The organism is Bacillus sp. AFS037270 (assembly GCF_002585305.1).
In genome coordinates this window covers 1-23,398 of sequence record NZ_NUNF01000073.1, presented here as the reverse complement: position 1 = coordinate 23,398, position 23,398 = coordinate 1, and the positions used below count along the sequence as shown (strand labels likewise).

The 23,398-nt window shown below is 39.6% G+C and carries 24 protein-coding genes and 1 tRNA gene; 22 read left to right on the top strand and 3 right to left on the bottom strand.

The genetic code is table 11. The annotated features are described in order from the left end of the window. Window positions 1–54 precede the first annotated feature (54 nt). Window positions 55–128 (top strand) — tRNA-Met (locus tag COD92_RS27140). Window positions 129–834: 706 nt separating this feature from the next. Further along, window positions 835–987: a hypothetical protein gene (locus tag COD92_RS27130; protein ID WP_176541440.1), complete on the top strand. Its 153-nt coding sequence runs from the start codon at window positions 835–837 to the stop codon at window positions 985–987. 204 nt (window positions 988–1,191) lie between these two features. Here COD92_RS27130 and COD92_RS27125 read toward each other — a convergent pair whose 3' ends face one another. Then, window positions 1,192–1,650 (bottom strand): Lrp/AsnC family transcriptional regulator, encoded by a 459-nt coding sequence (locus tag COD92_RS27125; protein WP_098996684.1) that lies wholly within the window; start codon window positions 1,648–1,650, stop codon window positions 1,192–1,194. A 476-nt stretch (window positions 1,651–2,126) separates the two neighbouring features. On the opposite strand from COD92_RS27125, the gene COD92_RS27120 reads away from it, so the two are divergent. From COD92_RS27120 to COD92_RS27100, 5 genes are all read left to right on the top strand, one after another. Further along, on the top strand, window positions 2,127–3,266 hold the full coding sequence (locus COD92_RS27120) for a Leu/Phe/Val dehydrogenase (protein WP_098996683.1): 1,140 nt from the start codon (window positions 2,127–2,129) through the stop codon (window positions 3,264–3,266). A 30-nt stretch (window positions 3,267–3,296) separates the two neighbouring features. Further along, window positions 3,297–4,364 carry a pyruvate dehydrogenase (acetyl-transferring) E1 component subunit alpha gene (gene pdhA / locus COD92_RS27115; protein ID WP_098532963.1) on the top strand — a complete coding sequence of 356 codons (1,068 nt, stop codon included), beginning with the start codon at window positions 3,297–3,299 and terminating at the stop codon, window positions 4,362–4,364. Next, window positions 4,364–5,386: an alpha-ketoacid dehydrogenase subunit beta gene (locus tag COD92_RS27110; RefSeq protein ID WP_098532961.1), complete on the top strand. Its 1,023-nt coding sequence runs from the start codon at window positions 4,364–4,366 to the stop codon at window positions 5,384–5,386. Before pdhA ends, COD92_RS27110 begins: the two co-directional genes overlap by 1 nt. A gap of 12 nt (window positions 5,387–5,398) precedes the next feature. Continuing rightward, complete coding sequence (locus COD92_RS27105) at window positions 5,399–6,685, top strand: dihydrolipoamide acetyltransferase family protein (RefSeq protein ID WP_098532959.1); 1,287 nt, start codon at window positions 5,399–5,401, stop codon at window positions 6,683–6,685. A 379-nt stretch (window positions 6,686–7,064) separates the two neighbouring features. Then, on the top strand, window positions 7,065–8,441 hold the full coding sequence (locus COD92_RS27100; protein ID WP_098532957.1) for an amino acid permease: 1,377 nt from the start codon (window positions 7,065–7,067) through the stop codon (window positions 8,439–8,441). 88 nt (window positions 8,442–8,529) lie between these two features. On the opposite strand, the gene COD92_RS27095 is transcribed toward COD92_RS27100, so the two are convergent. Continuing rightward, complete coding sequence (locus COD92_RS27095; RefSeq protein ID WP_098532955.1) at window positions 8,530–8,979, bottom strand: PaaI family thioesterase; 450 nt, start codon at window positions 8,977–8,979, stop codon at window positions 8,530–8,532. Between the two features lie 350 nt (window positions 8,980–9,329). Here COD92_RS27095 and paaK point away from each other — a divergent pair, with 350 nt between their 5' ends. From paaK to COD92_RS27020, 15 genes are all read left to right on the top strand, one after another. Further along, a complete protein-coding gene (gene paaK / locus COD92_RS27090; RefSeq protein WP_098996682.1) occupies window positions 9,330–10,655 on the top strand; it encodes a phenylacetate--CoA ligase PaaK in 1,326 nt (441 codons plus the stop codon). A 199-nt stretch (window positions 10,656–10,854) separates the two neighbouring features. After that, on the top strand, window positions 10,855–11,811 hold the full coding sequence (paaA, locus tag COD92_RS27085; RefSeq protein WP_098996681.1) for a 1,2-phenylacetyl-CoA epoxidase subunit PaaA: 957 nt from the start codon (window positions 10,855–10,857) through the stop codon (window positions 11,809–11,811). 18 nt (window positions 11,812–11,829) lie between these two features. Next, complete coding sequence (gene paaB / locus COD92_RS27080; RefSeq protein ID WP_098529643.1) at window positions 11,830–12,183, top strand: 1,2-phenylacetyl-CoA epoxidase subunit PaaB; 354 nt, start codon at window positions 11,830–11,832, stop codon at window positions 12,181–12,183. Beyond that, a complete protein-coding gene (gene paaC / locus COD92_RS27075; RefSeq protein ID WP_098996680.1) occupies window positions 12,176–12,988 on the top strand; it encodes a 1,2-phenylacetyl-CoA epoxidase subunit PaaC in 813 nt (270 codons plus the stop codon). Before paaB ends, paaC begins: the two co-directional genes overlap by 8 nt. 26 nt (window positions 12,989–13,014) lie before the next feature. After that, a complete protein-coding gene (paaD, locus tag COD92_RS27070; RefSeq protein WP_098529640.1) occupies window positions 13,015–13,515 on the top strand; it encodes a 1,2-phenylacetyl-CoA epoxidase subunit PaaD in 501 nt (166 codons plus the stop codon). Window positions 13,516–13,542: 27 nt separating this feature from the next. Further along, window positions 13,543–13,845 (top strand): EthD family reductase, encoded by a 303-nt coding sequence (locus COD92_RS27065; protein ID WP_098996679.1) that lies wholly within the window; start codon window positions 13,543–13,545, stop codon window positions 13,843–13,845. Next, on the top strand, window positions 13,845–14,621 hold the full coding sequence (locus COD92_RS27060; protein WP_098529636.1) for an enoyl-CoA hydratase/isomerase family protein: 777 nt from the start codon (window positions 13,845–13,847) through the stop codon (window positions 14,619–14,621). Before COD92_RS27065 ends, COD92_RS27060 begins: the two co-directional genes overlap by 1 nt. Window positions 14,622–14,625: 4 nt before the next feature. Beyond that, on the top strand, window positions 14,626–15,399 hold the full coding sequence (locus COD92_RS27055; protein WP_098529635.1) for an enoyl-CoA hydratase-related protein: 774 nt from the start codon (window positions 14,626–14,628) through the stop codon (window positions 15,397–15,399). A gap of 15 nt (window positions 15,400–15,414) precedes the next feature. Beyond that, window positions 15,415–16,926: an aldehyde dehydrogenase family protein gene (locus COD92_RS27050; RefSeq protein WP_098529633.1), complete on the top strand. Its 1,512-nt coding sequence runs from the start codon at window positions 15,415–15,417 to the stop codon at window positions 16,924–16,926. A 69-nt stretch (window positions 16,927–16,995) separates the two neighbouring features. Next, window positions 16,996–17,868 carry a 3-hydroxyacyl-CoA dehydrogenase gene (locus COD92_RS27045; protein WP_098529631.1) on the top strand — a complete coding sequence of 291 codons (873 nt, stop codon included), beginning with the start codon at window positions 16,996–16,998 and terminating at the stop codon, window positions 17,866–17,868. Continuing rightward, entirely contained in the window at window positions 17,865–19,070 is a 1,206-nt protein-coding gene (locus COD92_RS27040) for an acetyl-CoA C-acyltransferase (RefSeq protein ID WP_098529629.1), read from the top strand. Before COD92_RS27045 ends, COD92_RS27040 begins: the two co-directional genes overlap by 4 nt. 67 nt (window positions 19,071–19,137) lie before the next feature. Further along, window positions 19,138–19,914: an enoyl-CoA hydratase-related protein gene (locus COD92_RS27035; RefSeq protein WP_098529627.1), complete on the top strand. Its 777-nt coding sequence runs from the start codon at window positions 19,138–19,140 to the stop codon at window positions 19,912–19,914. Window positions 19,915–19,995: 81 nt separating this feature from the next. Next, window positions 19,996–20,877 carry a phenylacetic acid degradation operon negative regulatory protein PaaX gene (gene paaX, locus COD92_RS27030; RefSeq protein ID WP_098529625.1) on the top strand — a complete coding sequence of 294 codons (882 nt, stop codon included), beginning with the start codon at window positions 19,996–19,998 and terminating at the stop codon, window positions 20,875–20,877. Between the two features lie 91 nt (window positions 20,878–20,968). Beyond that, the gene (locus COD92_RS27025) at window positions 20,969–21,922 is read left to right on the top strand and encodes an NAD(P)H-dependent flavin oxidoreductase (protein WP_098996678.1); all 954 of its coding nucleotides are present in this window, start codon (window positions 20,969–20,971) and stop codon (window positions 21,920–21,922) included. A gap of 36 nt (window positions 21,923–21,958) precedes the next feature. Further along, window positions 21,959–22,381: a PaaI family thioesterase gene (locus tag COD92_RS27020; RefSeq protein WP_255286621.1), complete on the top strand. Its 423-nt coding sequence runs from the start codon at window positions 21,959–21,961 to the stop codon at window positions 22,379–22,381. 241 nt (window positions 22,382–22,622) lie between these two features. Here COD92_RS27020 and COD92_RS33490 read toward each other — a convergent pair whose 3' ends face one another. Then, window positions 22,623–22,889, bottom strand: a complete 267-nt coding sequence (locus tag COD92_RS33490; RefSeq protein WP_218014488.1) for a helix-turn-helix domain-containing protein — start codon at window positions 22,887–22,889, stop codon at window positions 22,623–22,625. Window positions 22,890–23,398 lie beyond the last annotated feature (509 nt).

The following is a 23,398-nucleotide window of genomic DNA, read 5'->3' as shown; positions in this document are numbered from 1 at the left end:
GTAGGACGTTGCCAGGCTTAATTTATACTTAGTATATATAATATATATTATCGTCGCGGGGTGGAGCAGTCTGGTAGCTCGTCGGGCTCATAACCCGAAGGTCGCAGGTTCAAATCCTGCCTCCGCAATCAAGTAAAAAAATACTTAGAATTACATAGTTTTCATTCGCCTTAAGGAGTTATTCCTAAGGTTTTTTTTATTAAATGTTAAAAAAGTGGAATATTTTATTAGTTATAAATTTCAAAAATGAGTAATTTAATACCTACTGGGGAGAGAGCTTTAATAAAATGTATTGCAATAGATAAATATCATTCTGATTGCATTTCGGATCTAATTTTTTTCCCCGATAAGCAATCTTGGTTTATTCTTCGTGAATCAAGAAATCTTCCTACTCTTCTCCGGTTTATTTCCGAACAGCTCAAACATAAAACTCTCTTTCTTATAAAATCGATACTATCCGGTATGGATAAGACTTTAAAAAATACAAATCGAATTTGGAAGTTTTTAAATTGGACTTTGAAAGCTAGATATCTGTATTAAATACAGTAGGTTATTTAAACGCATCCCAATCTCGACAATTTTTTGCTTCTAGGATGGAAAATTCCTTTATAAGCAAATATGGTCTACCGATCCTATGACGGGGTTTTAGGACCTCTTTCGCCGATGAATTTTCGTTTTCATGCAATTTCTTACTCCTTCTTAGATTTAGCCAAGGTGTCGTTCAGCTACCCATAAATGCAACTTTTTTGTGCTAACCTGGCAAGATAGTTAAATAAGGAATCGGACTGGGCCATATAGAAATTAGCATATTGTTGTAAGTAAGGAGGGGAATCTATGAACTATAAAGCTACTATAAATATTCCAATATCTATTAATGAAGTAACAGAATTAAGAGAACTGGTTGGTTGGGGTAGACGAGATGAAGATTACCCGGCATTGTTTGAATATTGTAATTTCTGGGCTAGGGTAAGAGATGAAAATAATTAATTGATTGCCTTTGGTTATGTTAGTGGAATAGGCTTAGAAGATATGACGAAACCCGCCTACTTCATGTCTGAACTATTTAGCATGATTCGTAAAATAAACATTGAGGTGGAAAGATAAAAATGGGAAGACATTAGATGAGTTAAAAAGAAAGCAGTAATAAAAAGCTGCTTTCTTTTTCCATTTTTCATACCCATTGCACCAGGTTTACTTTTTTTCTTCCTTATCGTCATTTGGAGTGATGCAGCGAAACGAGACGGGTGATGATAAAACGATTGATGTATTTACATTTCCGTAAGGGGTTAGCCGGTCAATAAGTCTGCTCAAATGATCCATCCCTGTAACGGCAGCTTTAAGTAAATAGCTAACAGAGCCGGTTAACCGATGACATTCAACGATGTCAGGTTCATCGATAATCCACTTCTCAAATTCAGCATAAGAAAATACCTTGAGTTCACTTACTTGAATATAAACAATTACATCCCGTCCGATTTCTTTAAGGGATACTCGGGCACTGAATCCTTCAATAATTCCCCTATCTTGAAGCCGTTTTAAACGCTCCGTAATGCTTGGACGACTTAGGGATAATTTCTTCGATAATTCACTTAAAGTCATCCGTCCGTCCATTTGAAGAAGTTCAAGCAGACGAATATCTAATTGGTCCATAGAATTATTCCCCTTTTTAAAATGAAGTTAAATACTGAAAAACTTATGCAAAATATAATGATATGTACCAAAATTTATACATTTTTATATGTTTTTCCATTTTATTATAGCTTATCATTAAATAGAGACATAATCCTTTTAATTTTTATACAAATAAAAAGATTATGTATTAACTCAAATCATGGTAATCTCAATGAACTCGACCATTGTTTATGAAAGGTGCTGCTTAATTTGTCCGCATCAACAGCAGAAGGGTTTGTTGTAACGATTTCTACCTGTAAGTTGCTATTTTATAAAATGTAATCGCTACCAAAATGGAAGGCTCGGTATCTAGAGATGGTAATTCGAGAAGAAGGAGTCAAGGAAGTTGTCGAAAATGTAACTTCTTCATCATTAACACCGGAAAAGACGTTGTTTTTTCTTTTTTTTTAAAATATTTTTCTACTATAATCACAGTGCTAATGGAGGTAATTTAAATGAACGTGTTAGAACATTCTGTACAAACAACTGAATCAGTTATTGAAAAAATGCATGAACATGAGCAAATTGTTTTTTGCAATGACCCGACAACAGGGTTGAAAGCTATTATCGCCATTCATAATACAACACTCGGACCTGCATTGGGGGGCTGCCGTATGCGCCCGTATCGTACAATGGATGAGGCCTTGGAAGATGTATTGCGTTTATCTAAAGGGATGACATATAAATGCGCTGCTGCCGATGTCGATTTCGGTGGAGGAAAAGCGGTAATCTTCGGTGATCCAGCAACGGATAAAACACCGGCTATGTTTAGAGCTCTCGGCCAGTTTGTTGATTCTTTAAACGGCCGTTTTTACACAGGAACAGATATGGGTACATCAATGGATGACTTTATCCATGCATCAAAAGAGACAAATTGTATTGTAGGAATTCCTGAAGCATACGGTGGCGGTGGGGATTCGTCCATTCCGACGGCGATTGGAGTCATTTACGGTTTAAAAGCAACGAATAAAGTCGTTTTTGGCACAGATGATCTTTCCGGCAAAACCTTCACAATCCAAGGTCTTGGAAAAGTAGGGTACAAAGTAGCCGAACAATTGCTTGAATCAGGCGCAGATTTATATGTAAGTGATATTAATGAAGAAGCCGTAAAAGCCATTCAAGAACATGCAAAACAATTAGGAAGTATTGCTCGTGCAGTAAGCGGAAATGATGTGTATGCTGCAGAAGCAGATGTATTTGTTCCTTGTGCTTTTGGCGGAATTATTAACGATGAAACGATTGATCTGTTAAAAGTAAAAGCAGTGGCTGGTTCGGCTAACAATCAGCTTCTTACGGAGAAACACGGAGAAGTACTGAAACAAAAAGGAATTTTATATGCTCCAGATTACATTGTAAATGCTGGCGGTTTAATTCAAGTAGCTGATGAACTATACGGCTACAATAAAGAGCGTGTATTATCGAAAACAAGATCCATTTACACATCGTTATTGGAAGTGTACAGACAGGCAGAGTTGGATGATATCACGACCATTCAAGCGGCAAACCGGCTATGTGAAAAACGAATAGAAGACCGAAAAAAGCAAAATAGCTTTTTCACTCATACAAAACGTCCTAAATGGGATATTCGTAATTAATTAATTAATTTCTGTTTATGAGGTGATGACATGTCAACGGAATTTCCTATATTTCAAATTGTCGATGAAAACGGCGTATTAATAAATGAGGATTACAAAGATAAAATAACCGAAGATCTTGTAAAAAAATTCTACTATAATATAGTTCGCATTCGTACCTTTGATCGAAAAGCCATTAGTTTGCAGCGTCAAGGAAGACTTGGAACGTATGCTCCGTTTGAGGGTCAGGAAGCTTCTCAAGTTGGAAGTGCACTGGCACTTGAAAAAGATGACTGGGTATTCCCTACCTATCGTGACCATGGTGCCACGTTAACGTTTGGTGCCGGCATGGCCCGTACATATTTATATTGGAATGGGCGTGTGGAGGGATGCGTGCCTGAAGAAGGGAAAAAGATTTTCCCTCCAGCCGTTCCCATAGCAACACAAATCCCGCATGCAGCAGGGGCTGCTATGGCTGAAAAAAGAAAAGGAACGAAAAATGCAGCGATTGCCTATTTTGGAGACGGTGCCACTTCAGAGGGCGATTTTCATGAAGGATTGAATTTTGCCAGTGTGTTTAAAGCTCCAGTTATCTTCTTTAATCAAAATAACGGCTTTGCGATTTCAGTGCCGATAAAAAAACAAATGAATTCCAAAACGATTGCCCAAAAAGCACTCGCTTATGATATGCCCGGTGTCCGTGTCGATGGAAACGATATTTTTGCTGTGTATTTCCAAACGATAGAAGGGTTTGACCGTGCCCGTAAAGGAGAAGGCCCAACTTTAATTGAAGCAATGACATGGAGATATGGTGCCCATACAACGGCAGATGACCCGTCTAAATATCGGGATCAGTCCCAAAGTGACACAATTCGAGAAAATCAAGATCCTCTTCTTCGTGTAGAACGCTTTATGAAAGAAAACAACTTCTGGGATGAAGATTGGGTGATGAAGGTCAATGAAGAAACACAAACCGAAGTAGAACAAGCGGTAAAAGATATGGAAAGCTATCCAAAACCAAATATCAATGATTTATTCGATAATGTATTTGAAAAGCCGACTTGGACGATTGCGAAACAAAAAGAAGAATATTTCCAATTGATCGGGAGGGAAGCTTGATGATCTTAAGTGTTGATAGACCGGTAGAAGACCAAACTACGAAAACTAACGAGCTAACACTCGTTCAAGCCGTAACAGATGGGTTGCGCACGATTTTAAAAGAGGACGAGCGGGTCCTTTTGCTAGGTGAAGATATCGGTAAAAACGGTGGTGTATTCCGTGCTACCGAGGGTTTGCAAGAAGAATTTGGGGAAGATCGCGTTATTGATACGCCACTGAGCGAAGCAGGAATTATCGGAACCTCTATCGGAATGGCTGTCAATGGATTCAAACCCGTAGTGGAAATGCAGTTTTTTGGTTTTATTTATCCGGCGTATGAGCAGATCATGACACATGTATCACGCATTCGTATGCGTACGATGGGTAGCTATACAGTTCCAATGGTCATCCGTGCTCCATACGGTGCAGGCATCCGTGCTCCGGAAGTCCATTCAGACAGTGTGGAAGCATTGTTTACACATATGCCCGGAATAAAAGTTGTTTGCCCTTCATCTGCATATGATGCAAAGGGTCTGATCATCGCAGCTATCGAAGATCCGGATCCCGTCTTATTTTTAGAGTCCATGAGAATCTACCGTGCTAACCGTGAAGAGGTTCCGGAAGGAAAGTATATAGTTGAAATCGGAAAAGGGAAAAGGCTCAAAGAAGGAAATGACGTTTCTGTTTTTGCATGGGGTGCGATGGTACCGGTAGCCATGAAAGCAGCGGAGCAGGCCGAAAAATACGGCATTACCTGTGATGTCATTGATTTGCGGACCCTTTATCCACTTGATAAGGACATTATTGCAGAATCTGTTCAAAAAACAGGACGTGCGGTTATTGTTCATGAAGCCCATGCAACAGGCGGAGTGGGTAATGATATTGTTTCCATTATAAATGATACATCATTTTTGTATATAAAATCTCCGATTGAGCGCGTGACAGGTTTTGATGTACCAGTACCATTATTTGCGCTGGAAGAACATTATTTACCTACACCAAAGCGGATATTCAACGCAATCGAAAAAGTTGTGCATTTTTAGGAGGGGAAAACATTGGTTGAAGTAAAACTTCATGACATTGGTGAAGGGATGACAGAGGGAGAAGTTATTCACTATTTCGTCAAAGTGGGGGATTCGGTCAAGGTAGACCAGCCACTTTTAGAGGTACAAACAGATAAAATGGTGGCAGAGCTTCCTTCCCCAGCTTCAGGGAAAGTAAAGGAAATTGTTGTGGATCATGGTAATACTGTCTCTGTTGGTACTACTCTTCTTGTACTGGAAACAGAAGGAGCAAAAGCGGTAGAAACAGATAAGAAACCGGCAGAAGTAGCTTCTAAAAATACAGAGGCGTTACAATCACAACCGCAGCAAACAGCTGTGACCGAGCAAAAGGGAGAAAAAAAGTTCATCATAGCTGCGCCTTACACAAGAAAAATTGCACGGGAGTTTCGTGTAGATATTAACGAAATTACAGGAACTGGCACAAATGGGCGCATCACTGTGGAAGATATATACAACTTTGTTAAACAACGTGATGCGATCCAATCTCCTAAGGAAATAAAAGAGGCTTCCGCAGAAGTGACTAAAGCAAAAACAGAACCTAAACAAGAGATTCAAAAGCAGGAAATTCGGAACATAAATGAAACAAAAGCAGAAGTGATTCCGTTTAGAGGCCGTCGGAAGCAAATTGCAAAGAAAATGACCCAGTCACTTTATACAATTCCTCACGTGACACATTTCGAAGAGGCAGATTTAACTGAGCTGCTCGCCTATAGAAACGGATTAAAAGAGATGAATATCAATGTTTCGGCTGTCGCCTTCTTTATTAAAGCGATTGCAGTAGCATTAAAACAATTCCCTGTTTTCAATGCCAAGCTTGATGAAGAAAATGAAGTAATTCGTTTAGAGAAAGAATATAACATTGGGATTGCTACTGATACAGAAGATGGTTTAATTGTCCCTGTCATTCATCATGCGGATCAATTAACAGTTCGCCAAATTCATGACAAACTTAAAGAGTTAACCAAAAAAGCGCAAGAGAACAAACTGACACCGATGGATATGAAAGGCGGTACGTTTACCATCAGTAACGTCGGTCCATTAGGAAGCATCGGAGCAACTCCGATTATTAATCATCCGGAAACAGGGTTAATTGCCTTTCATAAGACGAAAAAAATGCCTGTTGTTATGGAAAACGATGAGATTGCGATTCGCTCGATCATGACCATGTCGATGGCGTTTGACCACCGCGTTGCAGACGGTGCCACAGCAGTAGCCTTTACGAACCGTTTTAAACAATTGATTGAAAACCCTAAGTTGTGGCCAATAGAACTTGCATAGTATACTTAATATCCACTAAACCCCAAGATATAACTAGTAAGTCTTGACAAGCGCAGGGGCAATAGGACAACAAATAAGGAAGACTACCCCACATCATTTTGGTAAAGTATCGTCATTTCCAATGATTGGTTGAAGTCTTCCTATCTCAAAAAGTAGATAAGATGTGGAAACAGATCTCCCGAAAATAAACCGGACCTCACAAGAGCCTTGGGGGGAAAAAAAATCCCCCAAAAAAAGCAGCAAAAAGTGTAAGCGCTTGCTTAAAAGGATTTTTCCGGTTGAACAAGTTCGAAGCCATCCAGGAAACCAGTAGAAAGTTCATTTTGATCCTATCGTTCTCGTATATTAATTAATTAATAGATATTTGGAGGTCTAATTAATGAATGATGCATCATTACAAAAGAAGTTGTTGCCGCGGCATATAAGTTTGATGGCAATGGGAGGAGCAATAGGAACAGGGATTTTTAAAGGCAGTGCAGAAACCGTATCATTAGCAGGACCAGGAGTTATCTTCACATATGTGTTCGCCGGACTATTGCTTCTTGTTGTTATGGGAGCTATAGCAGAAATGGCTATCGTCTATCCGAACACAAATATGAAAGGATTTGTTCAGAAAGCCTTTGGTAAGCGCGCTTCCTTTGTTATAGGCTGGATGTATTGTTTCATGTGGCTGGCCGTATGTGTCATCGAGATTGTCGTGGCAGGGAGTTTCCTGCAATACTGGTTTCCATCCATTCCACTTTGGGAATTAAGTTTAGGCTGTGCCGCTTTAGTTATCGGAATTAACATGATGAATGTTAAAAATTATGGGGAATTTGAATTTTGGTTTGCAGGCATCAAAATCACTATGATTATCGTATTTATCATATTAGGTGCAGGTATTTTATTTGGAGTCATCCCGAGCAATCAATCCAACTATCTGCATAATCTTACAGAGCATGGCGGTTTTTTCCCGAAAGGATGGATGTCAATCTTTTCAGCGCTGTTAATTGTTATGTTTTCTTATGGAGGTTCTGAATTAATAGGCTTAACAGTAACAGAAGTAAAAGATGCAGAACGGATTTTACCTAAAGTGATTAAAAGCTTTGTTTGGAGAATTATTTTGTTTTACACGCTGCCAATTCTAGTAATCTGCGGTTTAATTCCTTGGAATGAGATTGCCAGCAGTAATGTGAGTCCGTTTGTCCAGGTGTTATCCATGGCCGGCCTGAAGGGGGCAGCACACCTTTTGAACTTTATTTTAATTACAGCTGTCTTATCTGCAGCCAACTCCGGTATATATGGTTGTACACGGATGTTGCATTCCCTTGCGGTTGAAGGGGAAGCTCCAAAGTCTTTCTCTTATGTATCAAAAAAGGGTGTTCCATTATACAGTTTAATATTAACAGCTGTGGTATTAGTCGGCGGCTCGATGATTGCCTTTGTTGCGCAGGAAAAGGTATTTACTTTATTAATGGCGGTTCCGGGTTTTGTCGTATCGTTGGTCTGGGTTGGTATTTGTCTAGCACATTTAAAACTTCGCAATTCTTATCCTAAAGAACCAAGCTTTAAATTGTGGGGCTTCCCCTATGTAACTGGGATTACTGTCGTTACGTTAAGCATCATATCAGTAATATTTTTATTTGATAAACAGAATCGAGTGAGTATTATTACTTGTCTTGTTGTTTTAGCGGTGCTATTTTTGATTTCCATCTTTAAGTTTAAAAATGTGGATGAAAAAGATACCATGATAGTAAAAGAAAATAAAATAGTATAGTCATATCTATATATAAGAGAATAGGTAAACTATTAAAAAAGTGATATGGGCCATAATGGCTCATATCATTTTTCACATTTATAAATACTTAATCTTCTGCTTCAACAAAGGAATGATTTTTTCGATAAACCATTGCTTCCATAGTAGCGATCAATTCTTTGTTGCTATATACATGAATGTTATACCAGCCGAGGCGATGGTTTTTCTTTATTTCCTCTGCAGTGGCCAAAAGTGTTTCCCCCGGTTTTCCTGCAGACATAAAATTAACGCTGGTTTGTATGCCGACAGCCGTTTTACCATATGAGTTGCTCGCTGCAGCAAACACATAATCTGCAAGAGAGAAGATAACTCCTCCATGGACGGTTCCATGGGCATTTAACATGTTTTCATCCGGGGTTAATTCAGCTGCTGCTATCCCAGGTCCTAGTTTAATCAGCTTCATACCAAGGAATCGGCCATAGGGTTCATCTTTCATTTTGTTTACAATCTGTTCATAATGTCTTTCATGAAAAGCGTGATCTTCTAGATTAGTAGTCATCGTATCCCTCTCTTATACTTTATTTTATTTATAAAACGTTATTTAAACGTTATAGTCTATATTTGAAATATATCATTTTATTAATTTAGTATCAATTTTTAATATTCAATGAATCAGAATTGGTTTAGCTAGATTAATAAAACTATTAGCTTTGCAGTTGCTAAAATAGCTGTATCTTTATGATGCGAGCGATAATTTTGTTTAATTAAAATTTTCAGTTATCAATATTGACACAGTGGAAATATGGTATTAATCTATAAATATGTTACATCATTTTTGTTGGTCGTTTAAAATATGTTATTTTGGGTTATTGCTATCAATCTTTGAAAAATAGTAAGGAGGAGCAGAGAATGTACAATCCGGAAATTGAAACGATGAACCGTAAAGAATTGGAAGCACTACAAGTAGTGCGTCTTCAAGAGACAGTAAAAAGGGTTTATGAAAATGTTCCCTTTTACAAAGTAAAATTCGATGAGTTAGGGATCACACCAGAGGATATTCTCTCGTTGGACGACCTCAAAAAGCTTCCATTTACAATGAAAAAAGATTTACGGGACCAGTATCCATTTGGATTATTTGCCGTTTCAATGGACGAAGTAAATCGAATTCATGGATCATCTGGAACGAGTGGCAAACCGACAGTTGTTGGCTATACCAAAAATGATATTAGTAATTGGGCTTCGATTGTTGCACGTGCCATTGTAACTGCAGGGGGAAGAAAATCAGATATTTTCCATAATGCTTATGGATATGGTCTTTTTACAGGCGGACTTGGCCTTCATTATGGAGCGGAAGAACTTGGAGTGGCAACGGTTCCAATTTCAGGTGGTAATACAGAAAGACAAATAACGGTTATTAATGATTTTAAACCAAGAGGAATTTGTGGAACTCCATCATATATTTTAAATATTGTTGAAAACATGGAACAAATGGGGATGGACCCGCGTGAAACAAGTCTTGAATATGGTATTTTTGGTGCTGAACCATGGACAGAGGAAATGCGAGCTACGCTTGAGAAAAAGTTGGATATAAAAGCAATTGATATTTATGGTTTGAGTGAAGTAATGGGTCCTGGGATAGCCATTGAGTGCATTGAGGCTCAAGATGGTTTACATATTGCTGACGATCACTTTTTGGTAGAGGTACTTAATCCTGAATCAATGGAACCAGTTGAAGATGGTCAAGATGGAGAGCTTGTATTTACTAGCTTAACAAAGGAAGCGTTACCAATTATCCGTTACCGTACAGGGGATATTGCTTCCATTACGCGTGAAAAATGTAAGTGTGGCAGAACACACACGCGTATGTCTCGCTTAAAAGGACGAACAGATGACATGCTGATTATCCGTGGTGTAAACGTTTTCCCTTCCGAGATTGAGCATGTTCTCTTGCAAATTGAGGGTCTTGTTCCAAATTACCAAATTCACTTGATTAAAAAAGGAAGCTTAGATAGTGTGGAACTCCATGTTGAAATTGAAAAGCATCTTTATCAGGAAGTTGGAGAAGATTTAGGGCATGCTGACATTCAAAAATTAAAACGGAATATTCAACACCAAATGAAATCTAGCTGTCTAGTGACAATGAATACGATTATCAATAAACCTGGAAGCCTTCCACGTTCGGATGGAAAAGCAAAGAGAGTGGTAGATAAAAGGAATCCCGTACCAGTAGTTTAATAAAGTTATTATTAGAAAAAATGAAAGCGGATTCACATATGCTACCAATTCCATCTTGTTCAATGACAGATTGCAAGCATAGGTGATTTGCTAAGAATACACTATTAAAACAATGATTATAGAAAATACTCTTGCTATTCATATAACAATAAAATATAATAACGTTAAATAAACGTTATATTAGAAAGGTGGTATAAATGTGAGTACTCTGGAAAAAGATTTTACTGAACAGGAAGAATTAGAAAAATTTGTTGCTCGAATTGAAGCAGGAGATAAAATTGAAGCAGATGACTGGATGCCGGAAGAATATCGGGTCGCTCTTATAAAATTAATATCACAGCACGGAATCAGTGAAATTATGGGGGCACTGCCTGAAAAGGAATGGGTTCCGAAAGCACCTTCACTAAGAAGGAAATTGGGAATTATGGCTAAAGTTCAGGATGAAATGGGGCATGGACAACTGCTCCTTCGTGTTGCAGAGGATTTATTAAAACCATATGGAAAAGATCGCGGCGATCTAATGCAGGATCTATTTAATGGAGATTTAAAGTTTCATAATGTCTTCCATATGGCAACAAACACCTGGGCTGACGCTGGAATGATTGGCTGGCTGGTTGATGGTGCTGCCATTATCACCCAAACAAACATGCTGGGTGCTTCTTACGGTCCATATGCAAGAGCATTGCACCGCATTTGCGCGGAGGAAGTGTTCCACGCACAGCATGGGGAAGCGATTATCATGGCTCTTGCAGAAGGAACAGAGGAACAAACACAAATGATTCAGGAGTCATTAAATGACTGGTGGGAAGCGCTTCTGATGTTTTTTGGACCGGCAAGCAGTACGACAACAGGCACAAGTAAACAGGACGTAACAATTAAATATAAAATTCGGACAAGCACAAACGAAGAACTTCGGCAAAGCTTTTTTTTCAAGTACATTCCTCGAATTTTATCATTAGGTTTAACGATTCCAGACCCAACTCTTCATTTTGACGAAGAGCAGCAGCTCTGGGTTTACCAACAGCCTGATTGGAATAAATTTAAACAAATTATCAGAAACAATGGCCCGCGCTCACAGGCACGATTGAATTTACGGAGAGTATCTTATGAAACGAACGCATGGGTGCGCGATGCCTTAAGTGCGGCAGTTAATTAATGAAAGGGGAAGGGAAAAATGGAGCAAAAGAAAACATTCTATCAGGAATTTGAAGTCTTCAGTAAACGAACACCTTCTTCACCCTTTCAGCACCAGTTTAGTTTGTTGGCACCAAATGCTGAAATGGCGATGGTAATGGCTCAAGAAAACTTTATGCGCCGGGATCCGGTTGCAGATATATGGATAGTGAAGCGTGAACATATTCGCGGACTATCAAAGGAAGAAAAGGTTACTTTGCAGCGATTAGATAATAAGGATTACCGTACAACGAAAGGCTATGGCTACTTAAAGAAAAAATGGCGGCATTATGAACAACAAATGCTCGATGAAAAAGAAATCCTTTCTTGGGCAGGAGGTAACAAAAATGACTGAACAAAACTTAACGATAACTCCTGAATTAAAGGATGCAGTAGTCAATTTATTATTTCAGCTTGCAGACGATGACTTCTTTTATTCCTACAGGGGGTCTGAATGGCTTGGATTAGCACCGCATATAGAGGAGGATGTTGCTTCTTCCTCCATCAGCCAAGACAGTATGGGCCATGCCACAATGTTTTATCAATTATTAGAAGAAATCGGGATCGGAAATGCAGATGCATTAGCCCACCTGCGACCTGCTAATGAAAGAAGGAATAGTATTTTAGTAGAGAGACCTAATGGTGAGGGCTATTACATGGAAGTCCCTAAATATGATTGGGCCTACGCCGTCGTTCGGAATTATTTTTACACCGCAGCGAAGAAAATAAAGATTGACTCTTTGAAAAACAGCTCCTATGAGCCGCTGGCAAAAGTTGCAATCAAGGTAAATATGGAACTGTATTACCATTTACTCCACTGGAAAACTTGGTTTGTTCAGCTTTTAAGTTCAACAGAAGAAGCAAAACAAAAAATGCAAACTGCGATTGAACAAGTCATGAAAGATTTTGCGGATGTTTTCTCATTCGGAACGGATGGGGAAAAATTTATCGCAGGTGGATTAATTGAAAAAGAGGATGTCCTTATCCAACGATGGAAACAACATTTAGAGCCTGTTTTCCAATCGATAGGTTTAACTGTTCCAGAAATTCCGGTCAATAGAGAAAGAAATGGCCGAAATTTTGAACATACAGAAGATTTAGTGTCGGCGATTGAGACACTTTCAGAAGTCTATCGAATTGATACTGCTGCAACTTGGTAATGTACATATAGAAAAGAGGTGTGATCATGCAAATGTCTGTAATTTCACTGAAAAAGCAGGTATTAGAAGTACTAGATGAAGTAAAAGATCCTGAAATCGATACAGTGAGTATTATCGACCTGGGTATGGTAGAGGAAGTAATGGCCGAAAACGGTGTAGTTGAGATTAAAATCCTGCCGACCTTTTTAGGCTGCCCGGCTCTTGGCATTATAAAGAATAATATCGAAAAGGCAGTTAAGGTCATAGAGGAAGTACAAAAGGTTGAGGTAGAATTTATCAACCACCCGCCCTGGACGTCAGACCGTATATCTGAAAAAGGGAGACAAGGGTTAAAGGCATTTGGAATTGCTCCTCCACCTCGATTAATGGACAGTGACGGATCGTGGCATGTTGACTGCCCGTATTGCGGTTCCACCTATGTGACCATGGACAATATCTTTGGACCAACAGCTTGCAGAAGTATTTTGTATTGTAAAAGTTGTAAAAACCCTTTTGAAGCAATGAAACCGATATCAACTTTAATGTAAATAAAGAGAATGTGAGGAGAAACGATTATGGCAAAACTAATTGCATTATATAAACAACCAGAAGACAAGGCAGCATTTGATGAACATTACAATAACGTACACGTACCGATTACGGAAAAAATTCCAGGCCTGCGTGATATCAAGGTGACAAGGTTTACTGGAACACCAATGGGAGGAGAACCTCCATATTATTTAATGTGTGAAATGCGCTATGACAGCCATGAGGATTTACAAAAGGGCTTACGTTCGGAGGAAGGAAAAGCCTCAGGAAAAGACTTAATGAAATTTGCCGGCAAGCTCGTAACCTTGGTCATTGGGGAAGACGATTAATGAAAGCGTACGAATGTATTGAAGCTTCACAACAAGATGGTGTAGCTCTGATTGAACTAAACAGACCAGCTCAATATAATGCGTTGAATCGAACGATGGTTCGTGAAATTGTTGATGCATTGGAAGCTTTTGATCGGGATGAAGAAGTTCGGGCCATCGTGGTCACAGGTAAAGGGCGTGCATTTTCAGCAGGAGCAGATATTGATGAAATGGCAGGAGATAATCCAGTTCGACTGGAGCTATTAAATCAATTTGCTGACTGGGACCGACTAACGTTAATCAAAAAGCCAATTATTGGTGCCGTAAAAGGATTTGTTTTTGGCGGGGGATTTGAGTTGGCACTGAGCTGTGATCTATTAATTGCGGCCAGCGGTACAGAATTTTCTTTCCCGGAAGTGACCCTTGGTGTTATGCCCGGAGCTGGTGGTACCCAGCGTCTAGCAAAAATTGTCGGCAGAACGAAAGCATTGGAATGGTTATGGAACGGCACGAGAATTACAACAGAGAGTGCCCTCCAATACGGTCTGATTAATCGAGTCGTTTCACCTGAATTATTAATGGAAGAAGCAATGAAGACAGCTAAACAAATCGCAAGACAGGCGCCGCTTTCGATTCGTTTAATTAAAGATTCGGTCAATAAGGCAGTCGATTATCCATTATATGAAGGAATGCAATATGAAAGAAAAAATTTCTATTTATTGTTTGCATCCGAGGATCAAAAAGAAGGTATGAACGCTTTTATTGAAAAGCGGAAACCGGAATTTAAAGGGAGATAACCATATGTACGAAACGATTTTCTATTCAGTAGAAAACGGTGTAGCTCGGATTACGTTAAATAGGCCAAATACATTAAATGCGTTCGTGGCCCGAATGAATAAGGAAATAACTAAAGCGATTAAAGCTGCTTCCTCTTCTGAAGAGGTCCGCTGCATCGTCATTACCGGTGAGGGACGCGGTTTTTGCTCTGGCCAGGATTTGTCGGAAGTGGATGAAAATATGGATCATGGCCAAGTGTTAAGGGAGAAATACGGCCCGATGATCAAGCAAATTTATCAATGTGAGAAGCCAATTATTGCAGCTGTCAACGGGATTGCTGCCGGTGCAGGCTTTAGTCTTGCTCTCGCGTGTGATTTTCGCCTTTTATCAGACCGTGCCAGCTTTATAAATGCTTTTATCCACATTGGTTTAATCCCTGATTCAGGGAATAGTTATTTTCTTACTAGATTAGTTGGTGAAGCAAAAGCATTAGAAATATCGATCTTAGGTGAAAAAATAACTGCCGACCAAGCGCATGTCTTGGGGCTGGCGACTAAGGTGGTTTCTTCTGATAATTGGGACGCTGAAGTAAATCAATTTGCGGAGCGAATTGCGGCCTTGCCAACAAAAGCCGTTGGATTAATTAAGCGTACGATTAAAGCTACGGCTGAACAATCCTTTACTGACTATTTGGAAGAAGAGGCACAAGGCCAAAGAATCGCCGGCTTAACGAAAGACCACCGTGAAGGTGTCCAAGCCTTTATGGAAAAAAGAAAACCAAACTTTATCGGGAAATAAGAGGAGGATAAATAGATGTCTACACAACAAGTTATCGAAGCAGTTTCACTAAAAAGAGATTATTATCATTTAATTATAAACGGTGAAAAAGTAGAAAGCTCAACCGGTCAAACGATAAAAACCTATAATCCTGCTACTGGTGAGCTTCTAGCAGAAGTGGCAAAGGCTTCTAAAGAAGATACAGAAAAAGCGGTACAGGCTGCCCGTCAAGCATTTGATCATGGAAAATGGCGCAAATACCCAATTAACCGCCGTTCACAAGTTTTGAACAAAATTGCTGCAATTATGCGTTCCCGTTTTAATGAGATTGTAGAATTAGAGATTTTGGATACTGGTAAATCATTGGCTGCAGCTCAAGGCCAAGTATCACAAGCTATTGAGGATTTTGAATTTTATGCGGCTGCCATTGTTGGCCATCGCGGTGTAGTGAACAATATGCCAGGCCAGTTTCATAATTTCACAGAAAAAGAGCCTGTTGGGGTTTGTGCACAAATCATTCCTTGGAACTATCCATTGATGATGGCTGCATGGAAAGTTGCTCCAGCAATTGCGGTTGGCTGTTCTGTTGTTGTAAAACCAGCAAGCTTAACCCCTCTTACTGCGATTATTCTTGGTGAAATCTGCTTAGAAGCAGGTGTTCCTGCCGGGGTAGTAAACATTGTTCCTGGATCAGGTTCAGAGGTTGGAAATTACCTAGTTGAACATCCAAAAGTAAATAAAGTGGCTTTCACTGGTTCTACGCCAATCGGAAAAGATATTATGGCGAAAGCATCCGAAACATTAAAGCGTGTCACTCTTGAATTAGGCGGAAAGTCTCCTAATCTCGTGTTTGAAGATGCGGATATTGATGCTGCCGTTGATGGATCCCTTTTCGGTATCTTCTACAATTCAGGACAATCCTGTGAAGCCCGTTCTCGTTTGTATGTACATGAAGATATTTATGATGAATTCGTGACTAAATTTGTTGAAAAAACTAAGAAGTTAGTCCTTGCGAATCCATTTGATAAAGGCACACATGTTGGTGCAATCATTGACCAAGGACAATTAGATGTTATCGATGGTTATGTAAAATCAGCGATTGAAGAGGGAGCAGAGATTTTAGCCGGTGGTAAGCCAGCTAAAGTTGAAGGCTATGAAGGCGGATTCTGGTATGAGCCTACTGTCATCGCGAATGTTGACCATAACATGACCGTTGTAAAAGAAGAAATCTTTGGCCCTGTTGTCGTTGTTATGAAATTTAAGGATGAAAAAGAAGCGATTATGCTTGCCAATGATACAGAATTCGGTCTAGGTTCAGCTGTTTGGTCAAAGGATGGTGCCCGTGCAACCCGTGTGGCGAAGCAAATCGAAGCAGGCATTGTGATGGTGAACTGCCCATTCTCTGCATTCCCTGGTACACCATTTGGCGGTTATAAACAATCTGGTTTCGGCCGTGAACTTTGCATTGAAACACTTGATCTTTATACCGAAACAAAGAGCATTATTTCTTACTTTGGAAGTCGTCCATTAAATCCATTAGGTGTTTAATATCCTACACGTACGAATGAGACTTCACGGTCTCATTCGTACTTCTTTAATCAGGTAAAGGAGAGATAGATGATGAATAGCATCGTTGTTGTTGGTTCCGGCGTAATGGGAAGAGGAATTGCTTATGTGTCTGCACTCGGTGGATTTTCCGTTGCATTGGTAGATGTAAATGAAAATGCGCTAAGAAGCGCCGAAGGTGAACTAAACTCAATTTTTGCAAAAGGTCTTGCGAGAGGGAAAATTTCTGCTGAACAAGAACAATTGGCGAAAGCAAACCTCTCTTTTATTAGTGATTTACCGCAGGCTTGTTCAACCGCCGATTTAATTATTGAAGCCGTGCCTGAAAAAGCAGAAATTAAAAAGCAAGTTTTTGAAACGATGGAGCAATATGCACCGGAACATTGTCTTTTTGGTACCAATACTTCTACAATGAGTCCAACTGAAATTGCTTCTTATGGAAAACGTGCGGAGCGGACCATTGCTATGCACTTCTTTAATCCGGTTCATAAAATGCCGCTTGTTGAAATCGTTCGTGGTCTTGAAACGAGTGATGAAACAGCAGAAACCATTAAAAAAGTAGCTGAACGAATGGGAAAAGAAACCGTTGTAATCAATGAATTCCCGGGCTTTGTGACAAGCAGAATTAGCTGTTTAGTCGGAAATGAGGCTTTTTACATGCTTCAAGAAGGTCTCGGCACACCCGAGGACATTGATAAAGCGATTAAATTAGGTTTGAATTACCCAATGGGCCCTTTTGAGCTGGTCGACCTTGTCGGGTTGGATGCACGCTTGAATAACTTGAAATATTTACATGAAAAATTAGGTGAAAAATACCGTCCGGCACCATTGCTTGAACAATATGTTCGCGCTGGCAGACTAGGTAGGAAAACCGGAAAAGGTGTTTATGATTATACCAAAAAAGAAGAGTTGGTGAAAAAATGAAAGAAGTAGTGATTGTGGATGCCGTTAGGACACCAATTGGAAAATATAAAGGTGCTTTAAAAAGTGTCCGTCCCGATGACCTTGGGGCTATCGTAATTAAGGCTCTTCTTGAGCGGAATCCAAATCTCCCAGCGGAACAAATTGAAGATGTCATTTTTGGTAATGCCAATCAAGCTGGGGAAGACAATCGAAATGTTGCCAGGATGTCAGCCCTGCTTGCAGGACTGCCGATTACTGTTGGGGGAACGACAATCAATCGTCTTTGCGGTTCCGGTTTGGATGCAGTGATTTATGCGGCAAGATCCATTGCTGTAGGTGAAGGTGATATTTATATTGCCGGTGGAACGGAGAGCATGACACGAGCTCCTTATGTTATGGGCAAGCCTGAGGTGGATTTTCCTAGGGGTTCCATGGAACTTCAGGATACGACGATTGGCTGGCGCTTTACGAATAAAAAATTAGAACAGATGTACGGGGCAGAATCCATGCCGCAAACAGCGGAAAACGTGGCGAAGCGCTGTTCCATTACTCGAGAAGAACAAGATGAATTTGCTCTTCGAAGCCAACAAAGAGCAAAAGCGGCAATGGAAAACGAACGTTTTGCCAATGAAATTGTTCCCGTCCGCTTTAAAGATCGGAAAGGGAACGAGGTAGTGGTTACTCAGGACGAGCATCCACGCCCGGATTCCACCTTGGAAAAGCTGGGAGAATTAAAGCCTATTTTTGTGGGCGGTTCTGTCACAGCAGGAAACGCATCGGGTGTTAATGATGGTGCCTCTGCCTTATTATTAATGAGTTCTGAAAAAGCAAAGGAACTTGGATTAAAGCCGCTTGCAAAATATGTGGTGGGCGCAGTTGCAGGTCTTGAACCATCCGTAATGGGGCTTGGACCAATCTTTGCATCAAGAAAAGCACTCACTAGAGCGAATTTATCAATCGAAAAGATCGGTTTAGTGGAATTAAACGAAGCCTTTGCATCCCAATCAATCGAATGTATGAGACAGCTGGAGCTTGATGAAGGGAAAGTAAATGTAAATGGTGGTGCCATTGCCTTTGGACATCCACTTGGTGCAAGTGGTGCACGCATCTTAACCACACTTGTACATGAGATGAAAAAGCAAAAGGTTCAATATGGCCTTGCAACGATGTGTATTGGCGTCGGTCAAGGGATTGCAGCAATTATAGAAAACATCGAAAATTGAACGTAAAAGCCCTTAAATAGCATGACTATTAAGGGCTATTTTTCAAAATAAAGGAGCGGAATTGGTTATGGCAAACGTGTTATATAAAGTTGAAAATCATATTGGATATGTGACAGTCAATCGTGCGGACGTTCTAAATTGTTTTAATTATGAAACACTATTTGAGCTTCAGGAAGCTGTTAATGCAATTTCTTTAAGTCAAGATGTACATGTCGTTATTTTTACCGGAGCCGGTGAAAAGGCTTTTAGTGCTGGCGCAGATTTGAAGGAAAGAAAAACGTTAACGGAAACAGAAGTTAAAAGGAATGTAAAAGCGATTCGCGATGTGTTTAACAGTATTGCCTTGCTTCCGCAGCCGACGATTGCTGCTGTTAATGGCTACGCACTTGGCGGAGGCTTCGAATGGCTGCTATCCTGTGATTTTGCCATTGCTGCCGAAGGAATCTCTTTAGGACTGACAGAAACAAGCTGGGCGATTATCCCTGGTGCAGGTGGTACCCAGCGTTTGCCAAGGTTAATCGGAGAGACAAAGGCAAAAGAATTAATTTTCACTGCAAAAAAATTATCTGCCAAGGAAGCGTTGGATTTAGGGATCGTCCTAGAGGTAGTACCTCGAAACCAATTGATTCCGTCTTGCGAGGAATTTGCGGCAAAAATAATGAAAAATGGACCTGTTGCCATTAGACAGGCGAAATATGCAATTACAAGAGGACTGAACACAGACTTACAAACAGGGCTTGAAATAGAAGCAAAAGCCTACGAACTAACGATTCCAACTAAAGATCGTATCGAAGCTTTAAATGCATTCAGCGAAAAAAGAGCTCCTCGTTTTTCTGGGAAATAGCTTGTTTTTTTAAAAATATATATAATTATATTAACGCTCGTATTAAATTTGTGATATAAAAAAGAAATGGGGGTGAAGATCTTGGGTGAAAATACACGCTCTATGATTTTTACAATATATGGTGATTATATTCATCATTATGGAAATAAAATTTGGATTGGCAGTTTAATACGTCTATTAAAGGAATTTGGTCATAATGACCAAGCGGCTCGGGTTGCTGTCTCCCGCATGATGAAGCAGGGATGGCTTCAATCTGAAAAGCAAGATAATCGCAGCTATTATTTTCTGACAGAACAGGGAATAAGCCGTATAGAAGAAGCAGGGAATCGCATTTTTAAGCTTAATCCCATTGAATGGGATGGGAAATGGCGTGTTCTCATGTATACCATTCCAGAGGAAAAAAGAAGTATTCGCGATGATTTGCGTCAGGAGTTATTGTGGAGCGGCTTTGGCAGTTTTTCTAATGCCTGTTGGATTTCTCCCAATAATTTAGAGAAAGAGGTTAAAATCCTTATTGAAAAATATGACATCAGTGAGTATGTCGACTTTTTCATTTCTGAATATATAGGTCCTAAGGACAACCATACTCTGGTGGAAAAAAGCTGGCCGTTAGATCAAGTCGTGGAAAAATACGAAGAATTTATTATCAAGCATAGCAAGCAGTTTATTTCCAATCAGGAGATTATTAAACGCGGTGAAATGTCGGATGCCGAATGTTTCGTCGAACGGACAAAACTAGTACATGAATACCGAAAATTTTTGTTTATTGATCCAGGTCTTCCGAAGGAACTGCTGCCGGAAAATTGGAATGGAACTCTTGCAGCTACATTATTTAACCAATATTATCAAGTTCTTGCTGAACCAGCTAGTCGCTTTTTTGAAAGCATTTTTCAAGAAAACAATGATCTTTGCAAAAAAGATGACTCCTATGATGCCAAACAACATCCGTATATGATTCAGTAAGCAGCAAAGCAGCTTTTCCACTTCAGTGAGAAGAGCTGTTTTGTTGTAAATTGAACCGGGTAAATTTCCTTTATAAGAGGGAGGAATACGAGTGAAATATGTTAATGAAGTGCTATCCATAAAATATCCGATCATACAGGGTGGAATGGGAAATATAAGCAATTCACAGCTTACGGCCGCTGTATCAAATGCTGGCGGGCTTGGTACCATTGGATGTGGAACCATGAACCTGGAGCAAGTCGAAACGATTATATTGGAAACAAAGGAAAAGACGGATAAACCATTTGCTATCAATATACCAATTAATGTTAGTTCGTATACGGAAGAATTAATTCAACTGGTCATTAAACATAAAATCCCCGTTGTGTCATTGTCTGCTGGTAATCCGACACCATATATTGCTCTTTTGCATGAACATAACATTAAGGTAATTGTCATTGTCGCCGCTGTCAAACATGCGCAAAAGGCAGAAGAGGCCGGGGCCGATGTGTTAGTTGCGGAAGGCTTTGAAGCAGCCGGGATAAATTCAAATTTGGAGCTGACCACTTTTACGCTCCTTCCGCAAATCTGTAAACATGTTTCTGTTCCAGTTCTGGCTGCAGGGGGAATTGGCGATGGACAGGGTTTGGCGGCAGCATTGATGCTGGGTGCGTCAGGAGTTCAGCTTGGGACACGGTTGATTGCCACAAAGGATTCCCCTTTTCATGCAAACTATAAGCAGAGACTTATAAAGGCAGATGATAATGAAACCGTTATTTTAGGACGATCGCTTGGACAAGTTAGGCGGGTGTTAAAATCACCTTATGCAAAACAAATTATCGAATTAGAACGCGAAGGATTGTCAGAAGGACAATATCGTCATATGACATCCGAAGATTTTCATCTTATTGGTGCATTAAGCGGTGACGGTGAAAATGGCTTTATGAACAGTGGCCAAGTTGCCGGGCTTATTGAAGATATTCCGTCAGTGCAGGAATTATTTAACAGAATGATGAGCGATGCACGAGCCGTCATGGAGGATCGTTTACGTCTTTTCACCAAGTAGTTCAGAAGATAAATAACAGGTAAAGGAGGATTTGTTTTGGAAAAAATAAAAAAGGGTGTTGACCTTATGAAGGTCATTGCGCATGAGGAATATCCTCCCCAATGTGATATAACATTACAAATTGAAGTGACTGATGCTCATGATGGAATGGCGCGTGGGATATGGAAAGTGGATGAAAGGTTCATGAATGGAATAGGTGTAGCAATGGGGGGGTTTGTTTCATCTGCAGCTGATATTATGATGGCATATGCAATTGCTACTAAAATAAGTGGTGAACAAGGCTTTACCTCAATAGATTTGCACACGACTTTTCATAGACCTGTCCTCATGGGAGAGGTGACGGTTGTGGCCAAAGTTGAAAGGATGGGAAGAAAGGTCGTCTATGTTCTTGCAGACTTATTTCAAAACGAAAAGAAGGCGGCAAGTGTTGTTTCTTCCGTGATGATTATAGATCAGTAAAACTCTAAATGGGGAAGAGATGGATCATGTAAAGGCATGATCCTTTTTAATTTGGTTATAAAATGACAAGGGAAAGCCTGATCATTCCAGAAGCTGATAGGTGGAATTGAGAGGGAAAATTCACTATACAAAAAGTAGTCGCCAATTGATGTTTTTTCATTAATTGGCGGCTACTTTTATTTTCATGGGGGTTGTTTTTTTATATGAAATAAAACTTTATTTGTCCACAAACGGTCCTTTGTCATAGTGTATTTATCTTATAGCAAAAACTGGTACGGTTTGTGACATCAAGCTTCTTGGATATACTTTGCAAATGTTTTTTTACGGTATTGACACTTATGAATAATTCACATGCTAAATCGACGTTCGTAAAACCTTTTTGAACTAGATTCAATACTTCTTTTTCTTTCAAAGTTAACTCTTCGAAAGTTTGATTGAATTTATTTTCAAATGGACTTAGAGGAGAATGGAGTATCTTTTGTGATAAGAATCTAGAGATAAACTCCATGGACATCAAGTCAAAGGAATTGAAAGGATTATCCTTTTTTGATCTTGCCCCCTTCGGGCAATCCCCCGCATTAATGGAATCGATCCCTTAACAATCTGCGCCAAGTTCAACGTCCTTGATGGTGCCTCCAAAACGTGTTTTTGGAGGATTCAAGTAACTTTATATCCGTTAATGGATCAATGAGGTGGGGGAGCGATAAAATTCAAATCGGAAAACGAATTGAACGATGTACAGATGATTATTGTAGAATAAAAAAATCTGTTGCAAGTGAACACCGACGGTGTTAAACTAGTAAAGTCGCTCTTTAAAAGAGTGGATAAGAAACAGTTAGAAAAAACTTTCTCTTGTTTTGATATGCACAATGTGATAGACTATAAGAGTTGCTCATAAAAAAGAGAATGGAAGTCAATTGCAATTGGAAATAATTGATGATTGATAGAATCTTAGGAATGTGATAGAGTAATATTCTTGCCACTTTTTATAAGTGACATTGTTCTTTGAAAACTAAA

Excerpts from the sequence above, each read along its gene's own strand:
- COD92_RS27130 (WP_176541440.1), top strand. The coding sequence starts at position 835 with ATGAACTATAAAGCTACTATAAATATTCCAATATCTATTAATGAAGTA.
- COD92_RS27125 (WP_098996684.1), bottom strand. The coding sequence starts at position 1,650 with ATGGACCAATTAGATATTCGTCTGCTTGAACTTCTTCAAATGGACGGA.
- COD92_RS27120 (WP_098996683.1), top strand. The coding sequence starts at position 2,127 with ATGAACGTGTTAGAACATTCTGTACAAACAACTGAATCAGTTATTGAA.
- pdhA (WP_098532963.1), top strand. The coding sequence starts at position 3,297 with ATGTCAACGGAATTTCCTATATTTCAAATTGTCGATGAAAACGGCGTA.
- COD92_RS27110 (WP_098532961.1), top strand. The coding sequence starts at position 4,364 with ATGATCTTAAGTGTTGATAGACCGGTAGAAGACCAAACTACGAAAACT.
- COD92_RS27100 (WP_098532957.1), top strand. The coding sequence starts at position 7,065 with ATGAATGATGCATCATTACAAAAGAAGTTGTTGCCGCGGCATATAAGT.
- COD92_RS27095 (WP_098532955.1), bottom strand. The coding sequence starts at position 8,979 with ATGACTACTAATCTAGAAGATCACGCTTTTCATGAAAGACATTATGAA.
- paaK (WP_098996682.1), top strand. The coding sequence starts at position 9,330 with ATGTACAATCCGGAAATTGAAACGATGAACCGTAAAGAATTGGAAGCA.
- paaB (WP_098529643.1), top strand. The coding sequence starts at position 11,830 with ATGGAGCAAAAGAAAACATTCTATCAGGAATTTGAAGTCTTCAGTAAA.
- paaC (WP_098996680.1), top strand. The coding sequence starts at position 12,176 with ATGACTGAACAAAACTTAACGATAACTCCTGAATTAAAGGATGCAGTA.
- paaD (WP_098529640.1), top strand. The coding sequence starts at position 13,015 with ATGCAAATGTCTGTAATTTCACTGAAAAAGCAGGTATTAGAAGTACTA.
- COD92_RS27065 (WP_098996679.1), top strand. The coding sequence starts at position 13,543 with ATGGCAAAACTAATTGCATTATATAAACAACCAGAAGACAAGGCAGCA.
- COD92_RS27060 (WP_098529636.1), top strand. The coding sequence starts at position 13,845 with ATGAAAGCGTACGAATGTATTGAAGCTTCACAACAAGATGGTGTAGCT.
- COD92_RS27055 (WP_098529635.1), top strand. The coding sequence starts at position 14,626 with ATGTACGAAACGATTTTCTATTCAGTAGAAAACGGTGTAGCTCGGATT.
- COD92_RS27050 (WP_098529633.1), top strand. The coding sequence starts at position 15,415 with ATGTCTACACAACAAGTTATCGAAGCAGTTTCACTAAAAAGAGATTAT.
- COD92_RS27045 (WP_098529631.1), top strand. The coding sequence starts at position 16,996 with ATGATGAATAGCATCGTTGTTGTTGGTTCCGGCGTAATGGGAAGAGGA.
- COD92_RS27040 (WP_098529629.1), top strand. The coding sequence starts at position 17,865 with ATGAAAGAAGTAGTGATTGTGGATGCCGTTAGGACACCAATTGGAAAA.
- COD92_RS27035 (WP_098529627.1), top strand. The coding sequence starts at position 19,138 with ATGGCAAACGTGTTATATAAAGTTGAAAATCATATTGGATATGTGACA.
- COD92_RS33490 (WP_218014488.1), bottom strand. The coding sequence starts at position 22,889 with ATGGAGTTTATCTCTAGATTCTTATCACAAAAGATACTCCATTCTCCT.